Raw genomic sequence first — 22,920 nt, 5'->3', positions numbered from 1 at the left:
CCCTATAAAAATCCATTATTCACATCCACCTGTGAAGCCGTTGGCATTGAACTTGGTCTGTACCGCACCTTGAAGGCTCCCATTGGTCAATTGGATCACAAGGTTGTTTTCCCCACTACCATCCCGTTTTGGGGTACAGTATTCAAAAAGATAAAAGCTATTGGCCTGCTCCGACACCCGTTGCGAAATTTGGTTGAAGGTAGTTTCCAATTCTTCCTTGTTTCCGGCAAACACACTCGCCGTTTTCCCAATTTCCATAAGAATGTCCGCATCAATCTCCGCACCCAAACCAATGGTGTAGTAGGAGATATTTCTACTTGCGTTTTCAACGGCCCGCAATGCATTTTCCTCACTATAGCGGGAAGCTTGGTCCGTTCCATCGGTGAACAATACAATGGATGCCGCTCCAATTACAGATTCTTGTTGGCTCTCCCTCAATAAATCTTCGGCAATATCCGTGGACTTGATTACCGCACCATATAAATCCGTGGAAGGATCACTGCTGATATCCGAGGTTATGCCGTCAATGGCAGTGGTGAGTTCCGTTGCGGAAGAAGTCAGCGGGTTCAATAGATGCAACTCATCTTCCCCATCAAACCAATAAATGGCCATTTTAAAGGAATCTGTTTCCGGGGTGGGGATCACATTGTTGACAAAACTGGTAGAAGCTGATTTCAATTCCTCCAAACTACCTTGAAGCACACTGTTGCTTAAATCCAACACCAGTACCGTATTATTGTTGAACACCTGCGTATTTGGTGAAATTCGGGCTTGTGATTCCGAAGGGGATATTTCATTGAAACAATCATCGTTCCGGCCTTGCTCATATATGGTGAATTGATCTGCGCTCAATCCAGAGACCGGGTTTCCTTGAAGGTCGGATACCTTAAAAAGAATAGAGACTTTGGCAGGCAATGCAGTAAACTGATCCTGTATGGACAACAACAAATCATTTTCTTCAAAGCCAAGACAATCATCGGGGTTCTGTCCTTGTCCCAATTCTCCATCATTAATGTCAAAATTGACATCATCATCAGCATTTCCACAGGAAAAAATTAAAAGGGCAAGGGCAAAAAGAGAGCAATAGCGAAAAACGTTTTTCATTTTCATAAAAGTTAAGGTTCACCATGCAGAACGTTGAATTTGCTTGAAAATTATCTTACCAAACCACAATAGATTTAAAGAAAAGTTAAAAAAAAGGAGCGGCTGTTAAAAAAAGAACATTCCATCCATTTTTTGGTAACTTCAACAGCAAACATTGACAACAATAATCAATTCAAGAAACTATGCCAACGTATCAAATCACAGTCAATGGCGCGTCAAAAACCGTTGACGTTGCCGAGGACACCCCTGTTTTATGGGTGCTCAGAGATCATTTAGATCTAGTAGGCACCAAGTATGGATGTGGGATAGGGCAATGTGGTGCCTGTACCATCCATGTTGATGGCACGGCCATGAGAAGCTGCTCGCTTACCCTTTCGCAAGTGGAAGGAAAATCCATCACCACCATTGAAGGACTTTCCGAAAATGGAGATCACCCTGTTCAAGAGGCTTGGAAAGAAATGGATGTGCCCCAATGCGGCTACTGCCAAGCCGGTCAGATCATGACCGCCTCCGCATTCCTGGCAAGCAATCCCAACCCAACAGAAGAGGATATTGAAAATGCCATGCACGGCAATATCTGTCGATGTGCGACCTATACCAGAATTCGAAAAGCAGTAAAGATTGCTGCGGACAACATGGAATAATCAGCTTTCATCCCAAAAAACAGAAAAATGTCAACGAACAATATCAATAATACACTAAATAGAAGGTCATTTCTGCGCAACACTTCCCTTGCTGGAGGAGGTCTGCTGATTGGCTTTAACCTTTTCCAGGCGTGCAAACCCAAAGTAATCAAAGAACCCGCCATTGATTTGGCCAGTTTGGATTACAACGATTTTAATGCCTTCATCAAAATCGCCGACAACGGTGCGGTCACCATTTTTTCTCCAAACCCAGAAGTGGGTCAGAATGTAAAGACCTCCATGCCCATGATCATAGCCGAAGAGCTGGACGTGGCATGGAAAAATGTTCATGTGGAACAAGGTATTTTAGATACCAACAATTACACCCGGCAAGTTGCTGGTGGTAGCCAGTCCATCCGATTTGGATGGGACGCTTTACGCCAAACCGGGGCGGCTGCCAAGCAGATGTTGGTGAGCGCCGCAGCGGCACGCTGGGGTGTGGACCCATCAGAATGTACGGTGAGCGAAGGTGTCATCACCAATGCAGCAGGAGAGACTTTGGGCTATGGGGATGTAGTAAAAGAAGCGGCCCAATTGGAAGTTCCGGAAGATGTGACCCTCAAAAAGCCCAGTGCGTATAAAATCATGGGCAAACCCACCCCTAATGTGGACATCGATGAAATCATCACCGGAAAGCCTTTATATGGAATGGACTACAAAGCTGATGGCATGGTATACGCTTCCGTTTTGCGTCCACCTGCCTTTGGTCAAAAACTGGTTTCCTATGATGATTCCGAAGCACGGGCCATGTCCGGTGTGGTGGATATTTTCACCATAGGGGAAAAAGTACGCGGTCTTGCAGAAAAAGACCCTGGGGTATTAAATATCATCAGTGATAGTGATAAGGTGGTGGTCCTTGCCAATTCTACATGGGAAGCCATGAAAGCCAAGAAAGCGATAAAAGCCGAATGGGAGCAAGCCACCAAAGCGGAAAATACCGAAGAACACGACAAAATTTTGACAGACCTCCTGGATGGGAACAAGTTTGAAACTCGTAGATCGGACGGAAATATTACAAAGGCCTTTGCTGAAGCGGACCAAATTTTAGAACGTACTTACGAGTCGCCCTTTTTGCCGCACAGCTGTATGGAACCCATGAACTTTTTTGCGGACATAACCGATGAAAAGATACATTTGGTAGGGCCCATTCAAACTCCTGAAAGAACTGCTGGATTTGTGTCCGAACTTTTGGGCCGTGCTCCAGAAGAAATTCATTTGGAAATGACCCGGATTGGAGGTGGTTTTGGAAGAAGATTGTTTGGAAACTTTGCCATAGAAGCCGCTGAAATTTCCGATAAGGCCAAAAAGCCCGTGAAACTGGTCTATTCCCGAGAAGACGACATGGAAGATGGAATCTACAGGATGTCCATCAAATACCGCATAAAAGCAGGAATCAAAGATGGTAAGGTTTCGGCATACCATTTAAAGGAAGCTGCGGTCAATTCCAATATGTATGGGTTGATTCCCCACTTCTTCCCGGCCGGAGCCATAGAAAATTATCAGGTGGATAGCGTGGCCTATAACAGTAATATAACTACAGGGGCCTGGCGGGCACCCTATACCAATTTCTTGGCCTTTGCCGAGCAAAGTTTCTTTGACGAGTTGGCCGAAGTGATGGAAGTGGACAAAATTCAATTGCGATTGGACCTTTTGGATAAAGTAAAACCAGAAGAGGACGAACGCATCCAATATTCGCCTGAACGGATGAAAGAGGTGATTCGCACAGCGGTTGAAAAATCGGGTTGGGGAACCAAACCAGACAATGTGTATCAAGGCTTTGTGAATTATTATTGCCACAACAGCCACGTAGCAGAGGTAGCCGATGTGGAAATTGAAAACGGAGAGCCCGTTGTAAAGAAAATCACTTGCGTAGTGGATTGTGGCATCGTTGTGAACCCACTGGCGGCCAAAAATTTGGTTGAAGGTGGTGTGTTGGATGGTGTTGGGCATTCCATGTATGGCGATTTTACTTTTAAGGATGGAAAACCCACCGCCACTAACTTTGATGGCTATCGACTCATCCGAATGAAAGAAGCTCCCCTAGTGGAAACCTATTTCATAGATAATGGACTTTCACCAACTGGATTGGGAGAACCGACATTGCCACCAGCGGGAGGTGCTGTGGCCAATGCCATGAAAGCCGCTACGGGCAATAGACTATATAAACAACCATTCACCAAAACACCAGAACTTTTAAAAGTACCAGAAAAAGAAATTATAGGTTGATTATATGACAATACTCTTGTTTGGAATTACAAAGGACATCGTGGGTGCGCCCACTTTGTCCGTTCCCACAGCTAGCATTACAGGAAAAAAAATACCAAAAACAGTAAAGGAATTGAAAACATTTCTGGGCAATACGTATCCAGAACTGAACAAACTGTCCTCTTTGGCCGTGGCCGTCAACAACAGCTATGCCGAAGATGACCAGGTTATCAATTCCTATGACGAAATTGCACTTATCCCTCCGGTAAGTGGGGGATAATCCATGCAAAATCGGTAACTTACCCCTATAAAAGAAGTAAAGGATTTATGCTGATAGACAATCACGGAAGAAAAATCAATTATTTAAGACTGGCCGTAACCGACCGGTGCAATCTGCGTTGCAATTATTGCATGCCTTCGGAGGGCATCAATTTTGTGAAAAATGACAGGTTGTTATCCATATCGGAACTCAAAAAGGTCAGTGAAATATTGGTTTCCCAAGGGATTGATAAAATACGGATTACCGGCGGAGAGCCATTTGTACGGAAAAATTTGATGAAATTGATGCGCCATCTTTCAAAATTGGAGGGTCTCAATGATGTATCCGTCACCACAAATGCCACCTTGATCGGCCCCCATATTGATGAACTCAAGGAGTTGGGCATCACCAACATCAATGTGAGTTTGGATTCCATCAATAGGGAAACCTTTGAGCGGATCACCCGAAGAAAACAATTTGATACTGTACACAACAATCTCATCCGGTTGATCACCGAAGGGTTCAATGTACGTATCAACTTTATAGTTTTGGAGGGACAAAACGAGGAGGACATCATTCCTATTCTGGATGTAATGAAACATCATAAGGTTTCCGTTCGTTTTCTGGAAGAAATGCCGTTCAATGGCGGCTCCAAGAATTTCAATACCATTAAATGGAACTACAAAGCCATTTTGGAGCATATCGCCGAGACCTATCCCAATTACGAGAAACTGGAATCTCCCAAGGAATCAACCTCCATCAACTATAAGATTGAAGGGCATAAGGGCACCTTTGGGATCATTCCTTCTTTTAGCCGGACTTTTTGTGGCAGTTGCAACCGCTTACGGATTACCGCAACGGGGGATGTCATCACCTGTCTATATGGCAAACCCAAGGCCAATTTACGGGATTTGGTTCGTGATGAACCCAACACCGAAAAAGTAAAGGAAACAATCCTTACTGCCATTGGCGACAGAGCGAAAACAGGTTTTGAGGCACAAGAGAAGCATTCCCAAACCGTATTTGACAGTTCCATGACCTCAATAGGAGGCTAATTTTCGGATAAAACAATATAGTATGTCCAGCACAACACCTCAATTATATGGATTGGTCCTTGCCGGAGGAAAAAGCACCCGAATGGGTTCGGACAAAGGTCTTTTGACCTACCATGATGTTCCGCAACAGGAATATTTATATGGGTTATTGAGGCAGCTTTGCGATGATGTCTTCCTCAGTATTCGGGAGGAGCAAGAACCCACCATTCCCGATGGATTCAAGTCCATTATTGATAAAAATGAATACCGCGGACCGTTCAATGGCATATTGAGTGCCCACAAAACCCACCCCAATATAGCCTGGTTGGTACTGGCCTGCGACCTTCCCCTGATAGATTTAAAAACGTTACAACAGTTGGTGGAAAACAGGAATCCAAGCCAATGGGCCACCTCCTTTGCCACAAAAAAAACAGGACTTCCAGAACCATTGATCACTATTTGGGAGCCCGAGGGGTTGAATGGGGCAATGCAATATCTGGAAACTGCGGAAAGTTCATGTCCCCGCAAGTTTTTGATCAATTCTGATACAAAATTGGTCTTTCCCGAGCAAGACGAAGTGCTCTACAACGCCAATAATATTGAGGATTACAAGTATGCCAAATCCAAAATAGAGTGACCCATGAGCAGGTATACCAGACAGACCCAATTGAAGGATTTTGGACCCGAAGGGCAAAAGAAATTGTCCCAAAGTAAGGTCTTGGTCGTGGGTTTGGGCGGATTGGGGCTTCCCGTGCTCCAATATCTGAATGCCATGGGCGTAGGAACTTTGGGGTTGATGGATCAAGATATCATTGAACTTCACAATCTGCAACGACAGGTACTCTACACCGAACATGATTTAGGACGACAGAAACTGGAAGTGGTCCATGAAAAGATGAGCGCTCAGAATTCGCAGACCCACTTTAACCTTTACGACACTTTTTTGACCAAGGACAATGCGTTGGAAACCATCAAGGATTACGATTTAGTGGTTGATGCCACCGATAATTTCCCAACGCGATATCTCATTAACGATGCCTGTGTTTTGCTGAAAAAACCATTTGTGTATGGAGCCTTACACGGTTTTGAAGGACATGTGAGTGTTTTCAATTATCAAGGTGGGCCAACCTATCGCTGCCTGTACCCCAATATGCCCAGTGCCGAAGAAGTACCCAATTGTAATGAGAATGGGGTGCTGGGGGTTATTCCGGGTATTATCGGGACGTTTCAAGCGTTGGAGGCTATAAAAGTATTGACCGAAATAGGGGAGGTGCTCTCAGGAAAACTGTTGTTGTTTGATGGATTGAGCCAACAGTCCACTAAAATTGGTTTCAAACTAAATCCAAAGAATTTGGAGTTGAAGAAACTCCAGGATTTTTATGAACCTTTGGATTGTGATGTGGTTCCCGCGATAACTGCTGAAGATTTCCAATCGCTACTGGGATCCAAAACAAGAATCACTTTGATTGATGTCAGGACCGAAGAGGAGTTTATGGATCGGAATCTGAAAGAAGCCATTAATATTCCTTTGGATAGTTTGGAACATGCTTCAGTGCATGTAGATACAGCAGAAACGGTGTATGTGGTCTGCCAATCGGGAAAACGAAGTGAATTGGCCGTAAAACAGTTTCAAAACCAATATCCAAACAAACAGTTCTTCAATATTTTAGGTGGAATGAACAAAATTGCGACGCTATGTCCCTAGATGCAACGGATTTTATCTTGTTGACCTTGGCATTTTTCGTGGTTGCTACGCTCTATTCCGCTGTGGGCTTTGGCGGCGGGTCCAGTTATTTGGCCATTTTAACCTTGGTCCTGACCAGCTTTTTTGCCATTAGGACTACCGCATTGCTTTGCAACCTGACCGTGGTTACGGGAAGTTGTTACCTCTACTACAAAAATGGGCATTTACCGCTTAAAAAATTCTTGCCCTTTGTCATCACCAGTATTCCCATGGCATTCATTGGAGCTTCGTTCAGACTAAAGGAACAGGTTTTCTTTATCCTATTGGCACTGGCACTGATTGTTTCCGCCATTGCGCTCATTTATCAGACCATGGCGCTTAATTCAAACTTCAATGTAAAAAAATACCCTCCGTATATGTCCTATTTGTTAGGTGCTGGAATTGGATTTTTGTCTGGGCTTGTGGGTATTGGTGGAGGAATCTTTTTGGCCCCAGTGCTCAATCACATGAAATGGGACAAACCCATTGTGATTGCATCCCTGGCCAGTTTTTTTATTTTGGTCAACTCCGTTTCGGGAATTGGTGGATTGTTCACCAGCAATTCCTTTGAACTATTTTGGCCCGAAATATTGGGTCTCCTTTTTGCCGTATTGTTGGGCGGCCAGTTAGGCGTTCGGCTCAGTATTGGTAAATTGTCCGCAAAACGCATTCGGATGCTGACCGGTATTTTGGTATTGTTTGTAGGCATTCGCGTATTGTTGAAAAACGGATTTGAAATAGCCCTCTTTTCATGATTGCATTTGATGAAGCTTTACAAAAAGTTCTGGATCATTCCCAAGACTATGGGGATGAATCGATTGAATTGGTTGATTCCCATGGAAGAATTTTAGCGGAAACCATTAGAGCAGACCGAGATTTTCCTCCTTTTGATAGATCCACCAAAGATGGTATTGCGATTCGGTTTGATGCCCTCAATGCCCAAAATCGAGGTTTTAAGATCGCAGGTATTGCGCAAGCGGGAAGCCCACAATTGGTTTTGGAAGATGCAGATTCCTGTATTGAAGTGATGACCGGGGCCATTGTGCCCCACAACGCCGACACCGTGGTCATGTACGAGCATACCACAAAGAATGAAGAGGCTTTTATCATTAATGAACCTCTCAAAAAAGGACAGAATATTCACTATCAGGCCAGTGATGTTGAAAAAGGTGAAGTTTTACTTCAACCCGGTGTAAAAATCACTGCAGCCGAAATTGGGGTGCTGTCCACCGTGGGAAAGGCCAAGGTTACAGTAAAAAAGCTTCCAAAAGTTGCGGTAATATCCACAGGGAATGAGCTTGTGGATGTAGACAAAAGCCCATTGCCGTTCCAAATTCGAAAATCCAATTCGTATTCCTTGATTTCCCTTTTGGAAAATGAGAAAATTAAAGGGGATATCCACCACCTTTTGGATGATCCATCCACTATTAAGCAGACATTGGAAAACCTCCTGAAAAATTACGATGTGCTCTTGCTGAGCGGTGGTGTTTCCAAAGGAAAATATGATTTTCTGCCAGAGGCTTTTGATAGCCTGGGGGTTGAAAAAGTTTTTCACAGGGTATTGCAACGCCCCGGGAAACCATTTTGGTTCGGACAACATAAAGCGTTTAACACCACCGTGTTTTCCTTTCCGGGAAATCCGGTCTCCACCTTTGTCAACTACCACTTGTACTTCAAGCCATGGCTTAACAAAACTTTAGGAACGAACACATTGCAATTTGGTGTATTTTTAAACGAGCCCTACGTAAACCATACAGATTTGACGCTGTTCGTTGGGGTTAAAATAAAAATGATAGCGGGAAAATGGGCTGCCAGCACCATCTCCTCAACAGGTTCTGGGGATTTGTTGGCTTTGACCAAATACGATGGCTTTATAAAGGTACTTCCAAAGGAAGAAATACCAAAAGACAAGGTTGTACCCCTTATCCCAACCAGAAACAACGGTGTACTATGACACATGAGCTAAAAACCATTATCCAACATTACGAAGCAAGACAGGAAAACGCCATATTGGCTACGGTTGTCGCTTTGGACGGCTCTTCCTATCGTAGGCCCGGTGTCCGTATGTTGATTTTTGAAAATGGTGACATGATCGGAGCGGTTAGCGGCGGCTGTGTGGAAAAAGAGGTGTTACGACAGGCTCAATCCGTTTTTACCACGGGCGTATCACGGGTCATGGTATACGATGGTCGATACCGCTTGGGGTGCGAGGGCATTCTCTACATTTTGTTGGAACCCTTCAGCCCGGACCATTCCTTTTTGGCCGAATTTTGGAAGACCATCGAAAGTAGAAAATCGTTTCATATTCGGTCCTATTTCCAAAAAGAGCAAAGTGACGATGCTGGATACCATTCGGTATTTCAATTTGGTGAAAATGAGGTTCCAATCGCTCAAAATACTGAACCCAATAGCGATTTCTCTGTTTTTGAGCAGGAATTGCTTCCTTGTTTTCAACTACTGATTATAGGGGCAGAACATGATGCCGTCCAGCTGTGCAAATATGCTTCCCTCACCGGATGGGAGGTAAGTGTAGTGGCCAATCCCAGGGAAGAAAAGACCAAAAAGGATTTTCCGGGCATCCATAAATTCATCCAAGTGGAGCCTGAAATGTTTCAACACACCCTGGACGATCAAACTGCTGTGGTTATCATGACCCACAGTTTTGTGAAGGACCTTCAGTTTGTCATGGCGTTGAAAGAAGAGCAAGGCGCTTATATTGGACTGTTGGGGCCTTTCAAGAGACGGGAACAACTTTTTGACGAACTGTTGGAACGGTTTCCGGACATTTCCGAAGATTTTTTGGAAAAAATCCACGGTCCTGCCGGTATCGACATAGGTGCCGAAACACCCCAGGAAATTGCCCTTTCCATTTTATCCGAAATTCTGTCGGTGGTCAATAACAAAGCTCCCCAATTGCTCAAAGATAAAATGGGGAAAATCCACAGTTAGCCAATGACTTCCATTACTGTTCTTATATTGGCTGCCGGTGCCTCCACAAGAATGGAGGGCGGGCCCAAGCAACTATTGCCCTGGAAGGACACAACGCTATTGGGCCATGCCATCCGTCAGGCCAGGCAAATCACCGAATCCGTATTTGTGGTTTTAGGGGCCCATGCTGACGAAATCAAGAAAATCATCCCCAACAATGTGAAAATCATAGACAATCCCAATTGGGAAAAAGGAATGGGCAGTTCCATTTCTGTGGGGGTCGAAGATATTTTGGGCACCAACAGCAATCCATCTGGATTGCTCATCATGCTGGCAGACCAACCTTTGTTGGATGCTTCCTATTTAGATGAAGTAAAAACGGAATTTCAAAATAACGAATGCAAAATAGTGGCAACTGCTTATGGGGATAAATTAGGCGTGCCAGCAATTTTTCATCCTTCCTTATTCCTGGAACTTTCCAAATTGGATAAAGATTTTGGAGCCAAACACATCATTGAAAAATATAAAGCAGATACCATCATTGTATTTCCCGAAGGGAAGGAAATCGATATTGACACTAAAAATGATTACATCCAATCAACTGATATTAAATAATTTATACATGAAAATCTATACTTTTACTTTAGCAGTCATCTCCTGCTTTGCATTCACCCATGCCCAAGAAATGGGATTTGAGGAATACAACCCCACTTCAACCTTAGTGGTGCCAGAACACCCTGTGGAAAGGGCCAAGTTTACTTTTATTGACGTGCACAGTCACCAGTTTCGAATGGATAGTCAAGATTTGTCTGAACTGATCAAGGACATGGACAAACTCAATGAAGGCATCATGGTGAATTTGAGCGGCGGTTCTGGGGAGGACCTCAAGGCTAAATTGAAGAATGTGAACGAGCATTATCCCAATCGGTTTGCCATTTTTGCCAATGTGGACTACAGTGGGGTGGGAAGTCCAAATTGGGGTGAACAAGCCGCTGCGCAATTGGAAAAGGATGTGAAAAATGGGGCTAAAGGATTAAAAGTCTATAAAAGTTTAGGCTTGCGAAACAATGATGTCAATGGAAACCGAATTCCTGTGGATGACCCCAGACTGGACCCCATTTGGGCCAAATGTGCCGAGCTTGGGATCCCTGTACTCATCCATTCTGCCGATCCAAAGTCGTTTTGGGACCCCATGGATGGGGATAACGAACGATGGTTGGAGCTGAAGACACACCCCAGAAGACTACGTTCGGCCACAGACCCAGTGCCTTGGCAACAAATCATTGATGAACAGCATCGTATGTTCAAAAAGCATCCCAAAACCAAGTTCATCAATGCGCACATGGGATGGTACGCCAACAATTTGGATAGGCTAGGGGAGTTGATGGATGAAATTCCCAACATGAATGTGGGCATAGGGGCCATTATTGCTGAATTGGGACGACAACCGAGACGGGCACGGGAATTTTTCATTAAATACCAAGATCGCATTCTCTTTGGAAAGGATAGTTGGCAACCCGAGGAATTTCCTACCTATTTCAGGGTACTGGAAACCGCGGATGAGTATTTCCCATACTACAAAAAATACCATGCGTTCTGGGCCATGTACGGGCTGGACCTCCCCGATGAGGTTTTAAAGAAAGTGTACTACAAAAATGCGCTCAATCTGATTCCAGGCTTGGACAAATCCTTGTTTGCGGATTAAGGCTGCGCCCTATTTTTGGTAACAGGCCTTTTTGGGTCCAGTTCCACAGTATCCAAATCCTGAAAAATGCCACAGGATATCTGTTTTTTGACCAATGAAGGAGATTTTTTCCTTTTGATCAATGCTTCAATTTCCTTATTTAAAAATTGCATGGGAAAATAGTTTTATTCAAAAACGAAATCCAGTTCGATTTATTTTGATTTTCAGGGGGTTGCTGTTCCTTTCTCATCCATTTTTCGCTGAACATACTCCAAAACCGTCATCCAGTTCATTTTCAAGATCAAAGCGGCGGTAGGAATGTTGTCCTGCTCAATAGCTTGTGTAATTGACTTATTTTGTCGGTTGGCCGATTCAAAAAAAGTAGTGTCCTTAGCAAAACCTTGTTCATAAAAGCGTAGTCGAACTTTAAGGCTTTCCAAGGTTTGTAACAAAACCGTATTGGTACAGTTTTTTACAAGAAGTCGATGGAATTCAAAGCGGCCATTCAGGCTTTTTTCATCATCCAATTGCTTCGCTTGGCGCCACAAATGCTCAACATCCTCCGGATGGAACAGGGAACTCTCCAGTGCAATTACTTCCAGCTGTGCTACGGTCTCGTAAAGGTTTCCGGCTTCTTTTTTGGTTAAGTGTGTGACTACAAAACCTCGATTGGGGACCGCATTGATTACCCGGGCCTGCTCCAACTGGCTCAACGCCTCACGGATAGGGGTGACACTAATGCCAATAGTTCGCGATAAGGACGCAAGATTGATGGTTTTTCCAATGGTAAGCTCCCCTTTTTCTATCTGGCCCAACAAATGGTCCTTCACTTTATCCCTTAGGATGGTAATTTGGCTCATGGCACTAAATTACAAATCGTATACGATTTAACGGGAAACCATTGCGCTTATTATCCTATATTTAGAATCAATTTTTGGTGAAATGAAGTAAAAAGACATAAACTAAACTTTCATGGCAGGCTACTCAGCAACACCTTTGGCCAAAAAACTGGGAATCAAAGAAGGATTTTCCATTACGCTCTACAATGCGCCAAAATACTATTGGGATTTGTTCACGGATTTGCCCGGCAATTTGGATGTTCGCAATGGACTGGGAGAGGACAAGCAGGATTTCATCCACATTTTCTGCACAGATTTGGAAGAACTGGTCAGTGTTGCCTCTCCATACAAAGAAATACTAAAAATGGATGGAATTCTTTGGGTAAGCTGGCCCAAGGGTACGTCCAAAATACAAACTGATTTAAAACGTGAGCCCGTTCGCGACCATTTGCTCTCGCTTGGATTGGTTGACACCAAAGTTGCTGCCATCGACGAGGATTGGAGCGGACTCAAATTTGTATATCGATTAAGGGACAGAAAGTAACTTTCATTTTTTCCATATTCGATTGTTTTTTCACATTTCTTTTAGGAATAAACCTACGGTTTTGGTTATATTACAATGCTAATTCAACTAAAACTGTTATATATGGGACATTGTTACAAATTCTGTTCTGCACTTTTTCTATTCACTCTTTTTTCTTTATCAACAACTGCCCAAAAACCTGATCCTTCCCCATATGCGGGATTGGAATTCAGAAGTATCGGGCCTGCGCTGACCTCTGGGCGTATCGCTGATATTGCTATTCATCCAAACAACGAAAGTATTTGGTATGTTGCCGTTGGTTCGGGTGGCGTTTGGAAAACCATCAACGCTGGGGTCACTTGGGACCCCATTTTTGATGACCAATCCAGCTATTCCATTGGATGTGTTACCATAGACCCCAACAACCCCAGTACCATTTGGGTCGGAACCGGTGAAAATGTGGGAGGTAGACACGTTGGTTTCGGCGACGGGGTTTATGTGAGTCACGATGAGGGCAAAACCTGGAAAAACACAGGGCTAAAGACCTCTGAACATATTTCCAAAATCATTGTCCATCCCGAAAATTCCAATATTGTTTGGGTGGCCGCTCAAGGGCCGCTTTGGGCCAAAGGTGGGGAGCGAGGCTTTTATAAAACCACGGATGGCGGAAATACCTGGAACAGAACCCTCGGCAACAGTGAATGGACCGGGGTTACGGATATTGTGATGGATCCTACCAATCCAGATGTGTTGTACGCTGCCACATGGGACCGCCATAGAACAGTTGCTGCCTATATGGGGGGAGGGCCCGGGTCTGGAATTCACAAAAGTAGCGATGGTGGCGATACATGGACCGAATTGACCAACGGAATCCCGACCTCGAATTTGGGGAAAATCGGTTTGGCCATTTCTCCTTTTGACCACGAAACGGTTTATGCGGCCATTGAATTGGACCGAAAAAAAGGAGGGCTGTACATGACCGAAAATGGTGGTGCTTCTTGGACCAAGCAATCCGATGCGGTTTCAGGAGGAACCGGGCCACATTACTATCAAGAATTGTACGCTTCCCCTCATCATGAAGGAAGACTTTATTTAATGAGTTACATTGTGTTGATTTCCAATGACTATGGAAAAACATTTACACAAATGAATGAAGAGAAAAAGCATGTGGACAGTCATGCCATGGCCTTTAAAAAGTCTGACCCGGATTATGTGCTTTTCGGAACGGATGGTGGCCTGTATGAATCCTACGACCACACCAAAACATGGCGCTACTTTGACAATCTTCCCGTGACCCAATACTATAAAATTGCCGTTGACGATTCCACACCCTTTTACAATATTTATGGTGGCACCCAAGACAATGGCTCCCACGGAGGGCCATCCCAAACCAAAAACCAAGCTGGAATACTGAATTCCGATTGGTGGATCACCTTGGGCGCAGACGGTCACCAATCCGCAACAGAACCGGGAAATCCAGATATCACCTACGGTGAGTTTCAACAAGGGTGGTTATGGCGAATAGACCAGACCACTGGAGAAACCGTTTTTGTACAACCACAGCCAAGGGCAGGGGAACCCCACGAACGTTTCAATTGGGATGCCCCCATTTTAGTGAGTCCCCATAAGCCCGAACGCCTTTATTTTGCCTCGTACCGTGTGTGGAAATCAGAAAACAGGGGAGATGAGTGGACCCCAATTTCAACAGACCTTACCCGAAATGAAGAACGTTTGACCCTTCCCATCATGGGAGGGCAACAAAGTTGGGACAATCCTTGGGATGTCGATGCCATGTCCAACTACAACACCATCACCTCATTGGCGGAATCCCCGGTACAAGAGGGGCTCATCTACGCAGGTACGGACGATGGAATCCTTCAGGTTACGGATGATGGCGGCAACACTTGGCGAAAAATCATGTTGGGCAACATAAAAGGTGTTCCCAGCAGGGCCTTTGTCAACGATGTTAGGGCCGATCTGCATGATGCCAATACCGTTTATTTGGTTCTGGACAACCACAAGGAAGGAGACTTTAAACCTTATCTGCTCAAGAGCACGGACAAAGGCAGCACTTGGACCTTTATCAATGGGAATTTGCCCAAGCGATTGATCACCTGGCGGATTGTGCAAGACCACAAAAAGAAGGAAATGCTATTTGCCGCTACGGAATTTGGCATTTATTTCACCAACAATGGGGGGAGCACCTGGACAAAACTGGATGGGGGAGTCCCCACCATTTCTTTTAGGGATGTCACCATCCAAAGAAGGGAAGATGATTTGGTTGGAGGCACCTTCGGGCGTGGTATTTATATTTTGGATGATATTTCCCCACTTCGGGATTTTGATGCTTCCACAAAAGAGCCTACCTTATTTAAAGTACAACCGGCCTATTGGTATATGGAAAAAGAAGCCGTATATGGACAAGGGCATTCAGAATATGCGGCCAAAAATCCACCTTATGGGGCCACATTCACCTATTATTTACCTGAAAAACTAAAATCCTTAAAAGAAGTACGGACCGAGAAAGAAAAAGAACTCACCAAACAAAAGGCCAACATTCCGTTTCCGGGATGGGACAAACTTGAGGATGAAACCCTTCAGGAAAAACCGGCTTTAGTGCTTATGGTAAAGAATGCTGATGGAGAAGTGGTCAATACAGTGGAAGGAACCAACAAAAAGGGCTTCAACCGCGTAGCTTGGGACTTGTCCTATGCGAACCGAAGTGGTATCCCTCTGGAAAGCCCAACTAGTGCAGGAGGGGATGAAGAGTTTTTACCTTCACCATACAAAGCCACACCAGGAACCTATTCCGTGGAATTGTACCAAAGCGTGGATGGAGAGTTAGTGCAACTTTCCACTGCCCAAAGCTTTGAGGTGAAACCCTTGGGCGAAGGCGCACTTCCTTCAAAACCAGTTGCTGAAATTGATGCGTTCCGTGATAGGTTCCAGAAATTCCAACAAGACCTTACGGCCACTACCACTGTATTGCAGAAAAGTTTACAGAAGGTGGATGCCATGAAACGGGCCATGGAACAAGCCGAACGGCCGAGCACTGCGCTTTCCAACAAAATTTTTGAGGCAAAATCCCAATTATTGGCCTTGGATGTAAAAATGCGCGGAAATCCGGCCAAAAATGAAATAGGGAAGCGGAACCCTCCACTACCTGAAGATGGCGTATTTATTGGAACGGTGGCCCTAGGAAACACCTATGGACCTACTGGAAACCAAAAAGCAGCCGTGGATAGGGCAGACAACCAGTTGCAGGAAATTAAAAACGAATTGTCCGTTTTGGTCAATAGCACATTACCTGCTTTGGAATCTGAATTGAAGGCCGCAGGAGCACCTTGGATTGAAAGTCAAGGACTCATCAAAAACTAAAGTTTATGCCATTTTTCCGTTCCTTCCTGTTGATCTTTATAAGTTCTGTGTTTGGGCTTCAGGCGCAGTACACAGCGTCGGATTGGGGGGAACGGGACAAATGGATGAAAACCGATTCCCTACTTGCGATGACAGCAGTGGGCGAAGGGGACAAGGTGGCTGATATTGGTTGCCATGAAGGCTATTTGAGCATGCATTTGGCCAGAAAGGTATCAGAGACCGGCAGGGTCTATGCCGTGGACATTCGGGAAGACCGATTGCAAAAGCTGCGTACCAATGCCCATGACAGAAGCCTTGGGAACATCATCACTATTCTGGGGGATACCGATAATCCAAAATTACCGGAAGGCACATTGGATGCCGTTTTCATTTTTGACACTTATCACGAGATGGATGCCCATGAGGAAATCCTTCAGCATGTAAAAAAGGCCTTGAAACCGGGAGGACAGCTCATCCTCATGGAAAAACTAAAGGATTGGGTGCGCGGTAAATCAAGAAATCAACAAACTGCATCACATTCCTTGGGCCCAGAGTATGTCCGCGAAGAGTTGAAACAAGCGGGCTTCACCCTAGTTTCTGAAATAGAAGACCATGGCGATTGGGAACGGGAAACCGATAAGCAGATGTGGGTAATCCTTGCCAAAAAATCAGACTAGCGGATGATACTACTCACGGCGAACGTACACATAACTCTGGATGCCGGGTAAATCATCCCCAACGGCATAGGTAAGACGGTCACCACTAAAACTAAGCGTCCCCAAGGTGTTGCTGCCTTGAAATGTGATTTGGTTTCCACTGACAATCCAAGCACCTGTGCCCATTGTTGTATTATCGGTGCATTGGGCAAAATATTGACCCCCGGTAATGGCTGTAACAGATATGTCGGTCTGCTCAAAAGTCCAGGTATTGTCCCCATCGATCAATATGGTGCCTGAAGCACAGTCCAATTCATTCATCAGATTGGTGGAAGAAGTACCATCCATATCAATATCCTGGGCCGAACTCACATTTACCTCGGACAAATCCCATATCCCGATTACCTGTACTTCAGCCGCAACAGCTCCATCACCATCATCGCTGCTGCAGGACATCATCAAGAAAATTAAAAATAAACAGGGGAAAAAGGCTCTAATTTTTTTCATAGTTCAATTGTTTAGTTCAAGTTACAGATTGTCCGAAATCAATCATATTGCCCTGTCACTTCGAGACCTTCGACTACGCTCAGGATAAACTAAAGTCGAGAAGTTATTGGATTCAACGTCTTAAAAATAAGGTCTCGACTGCGCTCGACCTGACAACTCTTTATTTATATGATTGATTACGGATATTCAAGTTCAAGTTTTATACCCTTAAAATAACACAAATCAGGATGTATTATTTTAAAAGGGTTGCATTTTATCGATAAATGATTTCAAAAAACACTAAAAGATATGCCATATCGTTAGTGAACCGTAACCCTTAACTAAAGTAAAATGAACGGACTTACGAAAAAAATTTACACGATTGCCATATCGGGTGCTTTTTTGCTTTTTGCCCAATCTTGTAGCGAAGATGGCAAACCAAACGCTGAACAAGAATTGACCCAGACCGAGTTGCAGACCATTATGGAGACCGATGACATCTCCAGTGTTGCCGATAATGCCCTCGCCGAACTTTTTGCGGATAACAGTGCTGGCAAATCTGCCGTCTCTGCCAAAACCAATGATTGTTATGTTGCGGAATATTCAGAAACCGGATTTGTGGCCACATTCAATAACTGTGTATTGAACGGAACGGACAACGTGAACGGTACTGTGACCGTGACCTACGAAGTAGGGGAGGAATCGGCTTCTTTTACCGCCACGTATGTGGATTTTTATGTGGGTACCATCAAAATAAATGGAACCCGAAGCTTTGTTATGAATGGAAATATGGACACCAACTCCTTTTCATTTACCGTTACCAGCGATATGAACGTTGAGTTTGAGGATGAAAGCATCATTTCTGAATCAGGTACAAAAACCTTTGGCTTTACTTTTGGCGAAGACCTGCAGAGCAGCACCTTTAGCCTTGCCGGCGATTGGACCATTCAGGCTGACGGCAACACCTACGCGGTAGAAATAGTGGACACCCTTGAAGGTAGCCTTAGTTGTGAAAATATAACCTCGGGAAGCATGATCGTCACCAAAAACGGTCTCGACATTGTGGTGGATTTTGGAGCTGGTGAGTGTGACAACACCGCCACTTTGGTTTATCCCAACGGGGCTTCGGAAGAGATAACACTATAAGTTTCCAAGAACAACATAAGAGAAAGCATCGGCGCAGGTCGGTGCTTTTTTTGTTTCCCCAATTCCAACACAACCTTAATCATAGAATTCCTCGGGGCTTTGCCCTTGGTTTATTTTGTCAGTTCGCTTCACCTCTCCTTTGGAGAGGTCGAAATTGCCATGGGCAGTTTCGGGTGATGAAAATAAAGAATTTCGGTTTTTGATCTTTAGGTCAAAATGAAACTGGGGAAATACCCCTATGCTTGCCTTGCGGATAGTCGGCTTCAAGAAATTCTTTATTGGGGTTTGACTATATTTATGGAAATCTTTCGAACTTGACCATGGTACAGGATATTGTAAATGCCCAAAACGATTTTTTTGCGACCCAAAAGACCAAGAATGTCGCTCTTAGAAAACAACTCTTAAAACGGTTGAAACAAGAAATCGAAGTGCAGGAAGATGCCATTTGCAATGCACTGTATGCCGATTTTAAGAAACCGAAGTTTGAGGCCCTGGCCACGGAGACCCAATTGGTGCTTGCCGAGCTGGGCCATGCCATACAAAATGTGGAGCGGTGGAGCAGGCCCATTCCCGTTGAAGCTTCGTGGACCAATTTCCCGTCAAAGGACTGGATCCAGCCCGAACCCTTTGGCAAAGTATTGATCATTTCGCCGTGGAATTATCCTTTTATGTTGACTTTGGCCCCGTTGGTGGGTGCGTTGGCCGCCGGGAATACGGCTGTTTTGAAACCCTCGGAATTGAGCCCCAACACTTCACGGATCATTGCCCAGATCATTCAGAATGTATTTCCTGCTGAATACGTGGCAGTGGTGGAAGGGGGCGTGGAGACTTCACAAGCGCTTTTGGCCGAAAAATGGGAGTACATTTTCTTTACCGGAAGCACCCGTGTGGGTAAAATCGTGTACAAAAGTGCTGCGGAACACTTGACCCCAGTGACCTTGGAACTTGGGGGCAAAAACCCTTGCGTAGTGGACGAAACGGCATCCGTCAAGTTAGCGGCCAAACGTATTGCATGGGGCAAATTCATCAATGCGGGACAAACCTGCATCGCCCCGGATTATATTTTGGTCCATAAAACAGTCAAAGAGCGGTTTGTGGAGGAGCTCAAACACCATATCACCGAATTTTATGGGTCGGACATTCAGAAATCCCTGGATTTTGCCCGAATCACCACCGAAAAACACTATCGGGAACTTAAAGAAAAACTTGAGGGTCAAACCCTTCTTTTTGGGGGAAGCTGTGTGGATTCCGAAAAATATGTGGCGCCCACCTTGGTGGATGAACCCGATATGAACAGCAAATTGATGGAAGGGGAAATCTTTGGGCCGATTCTGCCCATCATTGCGTATGAAACCGAGGGTGACCTGCACCGTTATATTTCAAACTATGGAAAATCCTTGGCGTTTTATCTGTTTTCCACCGATAAAAAATTCCAAAAAAAGCTGATGTCGCAATACTCTTTTGGTGGGGGAACCATCAACGACACCGTGATCCATATCAGCAACAAACGTCTGCCTTTTGGCGGTGTGGGCCCATCGGGAATAGGGGGGTACCACGGCAAACATTCCTTTGATTTGTTTTCGCATAAAAAATCGATTGTAAAGCGGGGCAATTGGCTCGACATCCCTTTGCGGTATGCGCCCTACAAGCTCTCAACGGCATGGGCAAAGCGTTTTAAGCACCTTTTTTAGCGGCATTTTTTTGTGAAATCCGTAATTTTAAGGGTATCTCACTGAATACCAAACATTTATTTATTAATCAAAAGTTAAACTGGGAAATGTTGTGCAAATTTGGTGCTATATTTAAAATACACACCAAAACAATGACACCATGAACGCTAAAAACACCTCGAGCAAATACCGCATCTCCGTTTTACTTGATCTATCCAAAAGCTCCGAGCTTGTATTGACCAATGCCGTGCAACTGGCAAAGGCCTTGAATGGGTCGGTGGAGGTCTTTCACGTAAAGCCGGCGACGGATATCGTAAAACGGGAAAGTCAATTGTCCGCCATCCGAACCATTTATAAAGATGACCGGGACACCCGCTCCAAAATGCAGGATTTGATCCGTACCATAGAAGAAGAGGAAGGCATTAAGCTTTCCTATAAATTGGAATATGGCAATGTAAAAAACAGGGTAAGGGACTATTTGGCCCTCCAAAAACCAGATATTTTGGTCCTGGGCAAACGCAGACCCAATTTCCTAGGGGAAAGTATCACCGATTTTGTGATCAATGAGACCAATATCAATGTGCTGATTACTGGAAAAGATGACAAATTCCATACATTCAAGGACATTAATTTGGGGGTTTTTGGCAGTGGACTGCGCGAAAATGGTTTGGAAATCATAAAAGATTTGAAGCGGGACAGCGAAAAGCCTGTGCGAATTTTTAATATTAAAGGTAAAATAGCACTAGGCGAACAAGATAGTAACCCTTGGCCTAAAACCGTTTCCTATGTGTTTACTGAAGGCGCCAATGCCATGGACGGTCTGGTGAGCTATGTATCACGGACCAATACACAATTGTTGTGCGTTTCCAAAAACGAGGGTAAAACCTTGGCGTTTCAAACCAATCCTGCCAAAGAGGTAATGCGCAAAGCCACCGTACCGATTTTTATTATGGCATAGAAAGAATAGAAAGGGGAGTTTTATGGCTTTCTTTGGTTTTGAGTTGTTCTGTTTTACATAATGTAGATTATAGTTCAAATTATAATCATAAACAAATTGCGGGCAGCCCTGCCTGCAGCAGGCGGATTTGCTATTTGATATAATATCAGTTCTGTACACCGGCCTGTATTTCTTCTGTCAAGTTATTAAAAATCAGATATGTTAATATTATTGCCATGCATAACCAGAGCACGCCTATTTGCTACTAAGTCTGCCGCAACCATTGGGTCTATTTCATACATTTTATCAATTTCCCGGTTATATTTATCAATCATAGAATCAAAAACTTTGCTTGTATCTTGGCCGTTAAAAAATTCAATTAACCCAAAATTAGCACATTCAATAAATGGATCGAAAAAATTTGTCCAAATGTATATTACCTCTGAATAACCAATGAAACATTGACAATTACAAGATATCAGATCTTTTCCTAGTTCTTTTCCAGAACTACAGGAAAAGGTGTACACAAAACCTCCTTCAAAATCTTTTCCATTTTGTGCTATAGAAACATATTCTGTTGTAGCTGATTTTAATAGCGAATTGCTAGAGCCATGTGAGTAAGCACCAAATATAAATTTTGGTAGGGGGCTTATGTGCATAGATATTGACAAATCATTTAATTGTTGACTGCCTAGCTCTGAAAATTTTATGCTTTTTGATTTTAAAAAGGCATTTAATCTTTCCTTGCACGCTAAGAAAAATTTACCCATAGATAAATCTTCCTCATCACAAACAATAAGAATATCAGCCATTACAACTCCTTTTTCCCTCTTAATAATAAATCAATCGTAAGAGCATTAAGTTTCACCGCAAACTCTTTCCCAATTTCTGTTTGCGCCCTAATTTCTCTCAAAATATCATTTAAAGAGTATGATTTTCCATCTGTACTGATATAAATTGGTTTATCCTTATCTTCTTCATTTTCTATAATCCAGTCTTCTATTGTATTATCTAAGCTTGTTTCGAGTTTTAAATATGCTTTATCAACCATTTCTATGGATTCTTCTAAGGTAGAATCTTTACTTAAAAAACCATAGGCGTGGTTATTTATGAAATCACCAAATTCCTCTTCAGTTTGATTAATTCCACTCCATAATATAACAGGAATCAAGGCTGATGTTTTGTTAATTTCTTCTAGTAATTTGTGACCATCTTCTCGATCACTCCCTGAAAATTCAATATCAAGTAGAACAATTTGATTTATGTCCAAGTTTGTTTTAATGAAATTCAAACCTTCCGAAGGCTTATCAAAAAACTCAACTTTACCATATTTGTCCTCAAGGCTAAAAAGCAATGCATGCTCTTCTATATCTTTGTTATCATCAATTACAACAATTGTCACTTCCATTGATTTTATTTTTTAAAGGGCAATTTTATCTTAAAAGTTGCTCCAGTAGGTTTAAGTTCATTTTCAACTACTTCAATTTCTCCTTGCATGGCCTCTATTCTAGTCTTAACCATGTAAAGTCCCATCCCAGCTCCGCCATCTTCTGCTGTCTTTGTAAAGAAAATGTCAAAAATCCTAAACTTATCTTCTTCTTTAATTCCTATGCCATTATCAGAAAAAAGAATTGTTACATCATCCTTAGTAGTTATAGTACTACACTTAATAAGTTTATTTTTTTT

The 22,920-nt window shown here is 43.6% G+C and carries 25 protein-coding genes; 17 read left to right on the top strand and 8 right to left on the bottom strand.

The window, feature by feature from the left end; genetic code table 11:
* Positions 1–15 precede the first annotated feature (15 nt).
* A complete protein-coding gene (locus A7D14_RS16330; RefSeq protein WP_067037045.1) occupies positions 16–1,104 on the bottom strand; it encodes a vWA domain-containing protein in 1,089 nt (362 codons plus the stop codon).
* A 182-nt stretch (positions 1,105–1,286) separates the two neighbouring features.
* Between A7D14_RS16330 and A7D14_RS16325 the strand changes: the two genes are divergently transcribed.
* Genes A7D14_RS16325 through A7D14_RS16275 form a run of 11 tightly spaced genes read left to right on the top strand, consistent with a single transcriptional unit; the run spans position 1,287 to position 11,641 of the window.
* Positions 1,287–1,748, top strand: a complete 462-nt coding sequence (locus tag A7D14_RS16325; protein ID WP_067037043.1) for a (2Fe-2S)-binding protein — start codon at positions 1,287–1,289, stop codon at positions 1,746–1,748.
* Between the two features lie 27 nt (positions 1,749–1,775).
* Positions 1,776–4,013, top strand: a complete 2,238-nt coding sequence (locus tag A7D14_RS16320; RefSeq protein ID WP_067037041.1) for a xanthine dehydrogenase family protein molybdopterin-binding subunit — start codon at positions 1,776–1,778, stop codon at positions 4,011–4,013.
* Positions 4,014–4,017: 4 nt separating this feature from the next.
* Positions 4,018–4,272 (top strand): MoaD/ThiS family protein, encoded by a 255-nt coding sequence (locus tag A7D14_RS16315; protein WP_067037039.1) that lies wholly within the window; start codon positions 4,018–4,020, stop codon positions 4,270–4,272.
* Positions 4,273–4,319: 47 nt separating this feature from the next.
* Entirely contained in the window at positions 4,320–5,306 is a 987-nt protein-coding gene (gene moaA, locus A7D14_RS16310) for a GTP 3',8-cyclase MoaA (protein WP_083158137.1), read from the top strand.
* 22 nt (positions 5,307–5,328) lie between these two features.
* Complete coding sequence (locus tag A7D14_RS16305; protein ID WP_067037035.1) at positions 5,329–5,922, top strand: NTP transferase domain-containing protein; 594 nt, start codon at positions 5,329–5,331, stop codon at positions 5,920–5,922.
* 3 nt (positions 5,923–5,925) lie between these two features.
* Positions 5,926–6,990, top strand: a complete 1,065-nt coding sequence (locus tag A7D14_RS16300) for a HesA/MoeB/ThiF family protein (RefSeq protein ID WP_067037033.1) — start codon at positions 5,926–5,928, stop codon at positions 6,988–6,990.
* The gene (locus A7D14_RS16295; protein WP_067037031.1) at positions 6,981–7,763 is read left to right on the top strand and encodes a sulfite exporter TauE/SafE family protein; all 783 of its coding nucleotides are present in this window, start codon (positions 6,981–6,983) and stop codon (positions 7,761–7,763) included. The genes A7D14_RS16300 and A7D14_RS16295 overlap by 10 nt, the downstream gene beginning before the upstream one ends.
* Positions 7,760–8,962 carry a molybdopterin molybdotransferase MoeA gene (locus A7D14_RS16290; protein WP_067037029.1) on the top strand — a complete coding sequence of 401 codons (1,203 nt, stop codon included), beginning with the start codon at positions 7,760–7,762 and terminating at the stop codon, positions 8,960–8,962. The genes A7D14_RS16295 and A7D14_RS16290 overlap by 4 nt, the downstream gene beginning before the upstream one ends.
* The gene (locus tag A7D14_RS16285) at positions 8,959–9,957 is read left to right on the top strand and encodes an XdhC family protein (protein WP_067037027.1); all 999 of its coding nucleotides are present in this window, start codon (positions 8,959–8,961) and stop codon (positions 9,955–9,957) included. Before A7D14_RS16290 ends, A7D14_RS16285 begins: the two co-directional genes overlap by 4 nt.
* Before the next feature lie 3 nt (positions 9,958–9,960).
* A complete protein-coding gene (locus A7D14_RS16280) occupies positions 9,961–10,551 on the top strand; it encodes an NTP transferase domain-containing protein (protein ID WP_067037025.1) in 591 nt (196 codons plus the stop codon).
* A gap of 7 nt (positions 10,552–10,558) precedes the next feature.
* On the top strand, positions 10,559–11,641 hold the full coding sequence (locus A7D14_RS16275) for an amidohydrolase family protein (protein ID WP_067037164.1): 1,083 nt from the start codon (positions 10,559–10,561) through the stop codon (positions 11,639–11,641).
* Here A7D14_RS16275 and A7D14_RS20125 read toward each other — a convergent pair.
* Complete coding sequence (locus A7D14_RS20125; protein ID WP_176712438.1) at positions 11,638–11,793, bottom strand: hypothetical protein; 156 nt, start codon at positions 11,791–11,793, stop codon at positions 11,638–11,640. The genes A7D14_RS16275 and A7D14_RS20125 overlap by 4 nt on opposite strands.
* 51 nt (positions 11,794–11,844) lie before the next feature.
* A complete protein-coding gene (locus A7D14_RS16270; protein ID WP_067037023.1) occupies positions 11,845–12,480 on the bottom strand; it encodes a GntR family transcriptional regulator in 636 nt (211 codons plus the stop codon).
* A gap of 112 nt (positions 12,481–12,592) precedes the next feature.
* Here A7D14_RS16270 and A7D14_RS16265 point away from each other — a divergent pair, with 112 nt between their 5' ends.
* From A7D14_RS16265 to A7D14_RS16255, 3 genes are all read left to right on the top strand, one after another.
* Entirely contained in the window at positions 12,593–13,003 is a 411-nt protein-coding gene (locus A7D14_RS16265) for a DUF3052 domain-containing protein (RefSeq protein WP_067037021.1), read from the top strand.
* A 102-nt stretch (positions 13,004–13,105) separates the two neighbouring features.
* Entirely contained in the window at positions 13,106–16,360 is a 3,255-nt protein-coding gene (locus tag A7D14_RS16260; RefSeq protein WP_067037162.1) for a WD40/YVTN/BNR-like repeat-containing protein, read from the top strand.
* Positions 16,361–16,365: 5 nt separating this feature from the next.
* Positions 16,366–17,016, top strand: a complete 651-nt coding sequence (locus A7D14_RS16255; RefSeq protein ID WP_067037019.1) for a class I SAM-dependent methyltransferase — start codon at positions 16,366–16,368, stop codon at positions 17,014–17,016.
* A gap of 9 nt (positions 17,017–17,025) precedes the next feature.
* On the opposite strand, the gene A7D14_RS16250 is transcribed toward A7D14_RS16255, so the two are convergent.
* Entirely contained in the window at positions 17,026–17,502 is a 477-nt protein-coding gene (locus A7D14_RS16250) for a hypothetical protein (protein WP_141673430.1), read from the bottom strand.
* Positions 17,503–17,832: 330 nt separating this feature from the next.
* On the opposite strand from A7D14_RS16250, the gene A7D14_RS16245 reads away from it, so the two are divergent.
* Positions 17,833–18,627, top strand: coding sequence for a hypothetical protein (locus A7D14_RS16245; protein ID WP_067037015.1), 795 nt, complete (start codon positions 17,833–17,835; stop codon positions 18,625–18,627).
* A 75-nt stretch (positions 18,628–18,702) separates the two neighbouring features.
* On the opposite strand, the gene A7D14_RS16240 is transcribed toward A7D14_RS16245, so the two are convergent.
* The gene (locus tag A7D14_RS16240; protein ID WP_067037013.1) at positions 18,703–18,894 is read right to left on the bottom strand and encodes a hypothetical protein; all 192 of its coding nucleotides are present in this window, start codon (positions 18,892–18,894) and stop codon (positions 18,703–18,705) included.
* A gap of 53 nt (positions 18,895–18,947) precedes the next feature.
* On the opposite strand from A7D14_RS16240, the gene A7D14_RS16235 reads away from it, so the two are divergent.
* Positions 18,948–20,318, top strand: coding sequence for an aldehyde dehydrogenase (locus tag A7D14_RS16235; RefSeq protein ID WP_067037160.1), 1,371 nt, complete (start codon positions 18,948–18,950; stop codon positions 20,316–20,318).
* 139 nt (positions 20,319–20,457) lie between these two features.
* Complete coding sequence (locus tag A7D14_RS16230; protein ID WP_067037011.1) at positions 20,458–21,255, top strand: universal stress protein; 798 nt, start codon at positions 20,458–20,460, stop codon at positions 21,253–21,255.
* A 185-nt stretch (positions 21,256–21,440) separates the two neighbouring features.
* On the opposite strand, the gene A7D14_RS16225 is transcribed toward A7D14_RS16230, so the two are convergent.
* From A7D14_RS16225 to A7D14_RS16215, 3 genes are all read right to left on the bottom strand, one after another.
* On the bottom strand, positions 21,441–22,046 hold the full coding sequence (locus tag A7D14_RS16225) for a hypothetical protein (RefSeq protein WP_067037009.1): 606 nt from the start codon (positions 22,044–22,046) through the stop codon (positions 21,441–21,443).
* Complete coding sequence (locus A7D14_RS16220) at positions 22,046–22,642, bottom strand: response regulator (protein WP_067037007.1); 597 nt, start codon at positions 22,640–22,642, stop codon at positions 22,046–22,048. The genes A7D14_RS16225 and A7D14_RS16220 overlap by 1 nt, the downstream gene beginning before the upstream one ends.
* Positions 22,643–22,647: 5 nt before the next feature.
* The coding region (locus A7D14_RS16215; RefSeq protein ID WP_141673429.1) for an ATP-binding protein at positions 22,648–22,920 on the bottom strand (273 nt) is incomplete at its 5' end.

Source organism: Allomuricauda sp. CP2A (genome assembly GCF_001683915.1).
Lineage (GTDB): Bacteria > Bacteroidota > Bacteroidia > Flavobacteriales > Flavobacteriaceae > Flagellimonas.
This window is presented reverse-complemented; position numbering and strand designations above follow the sequence as displayed.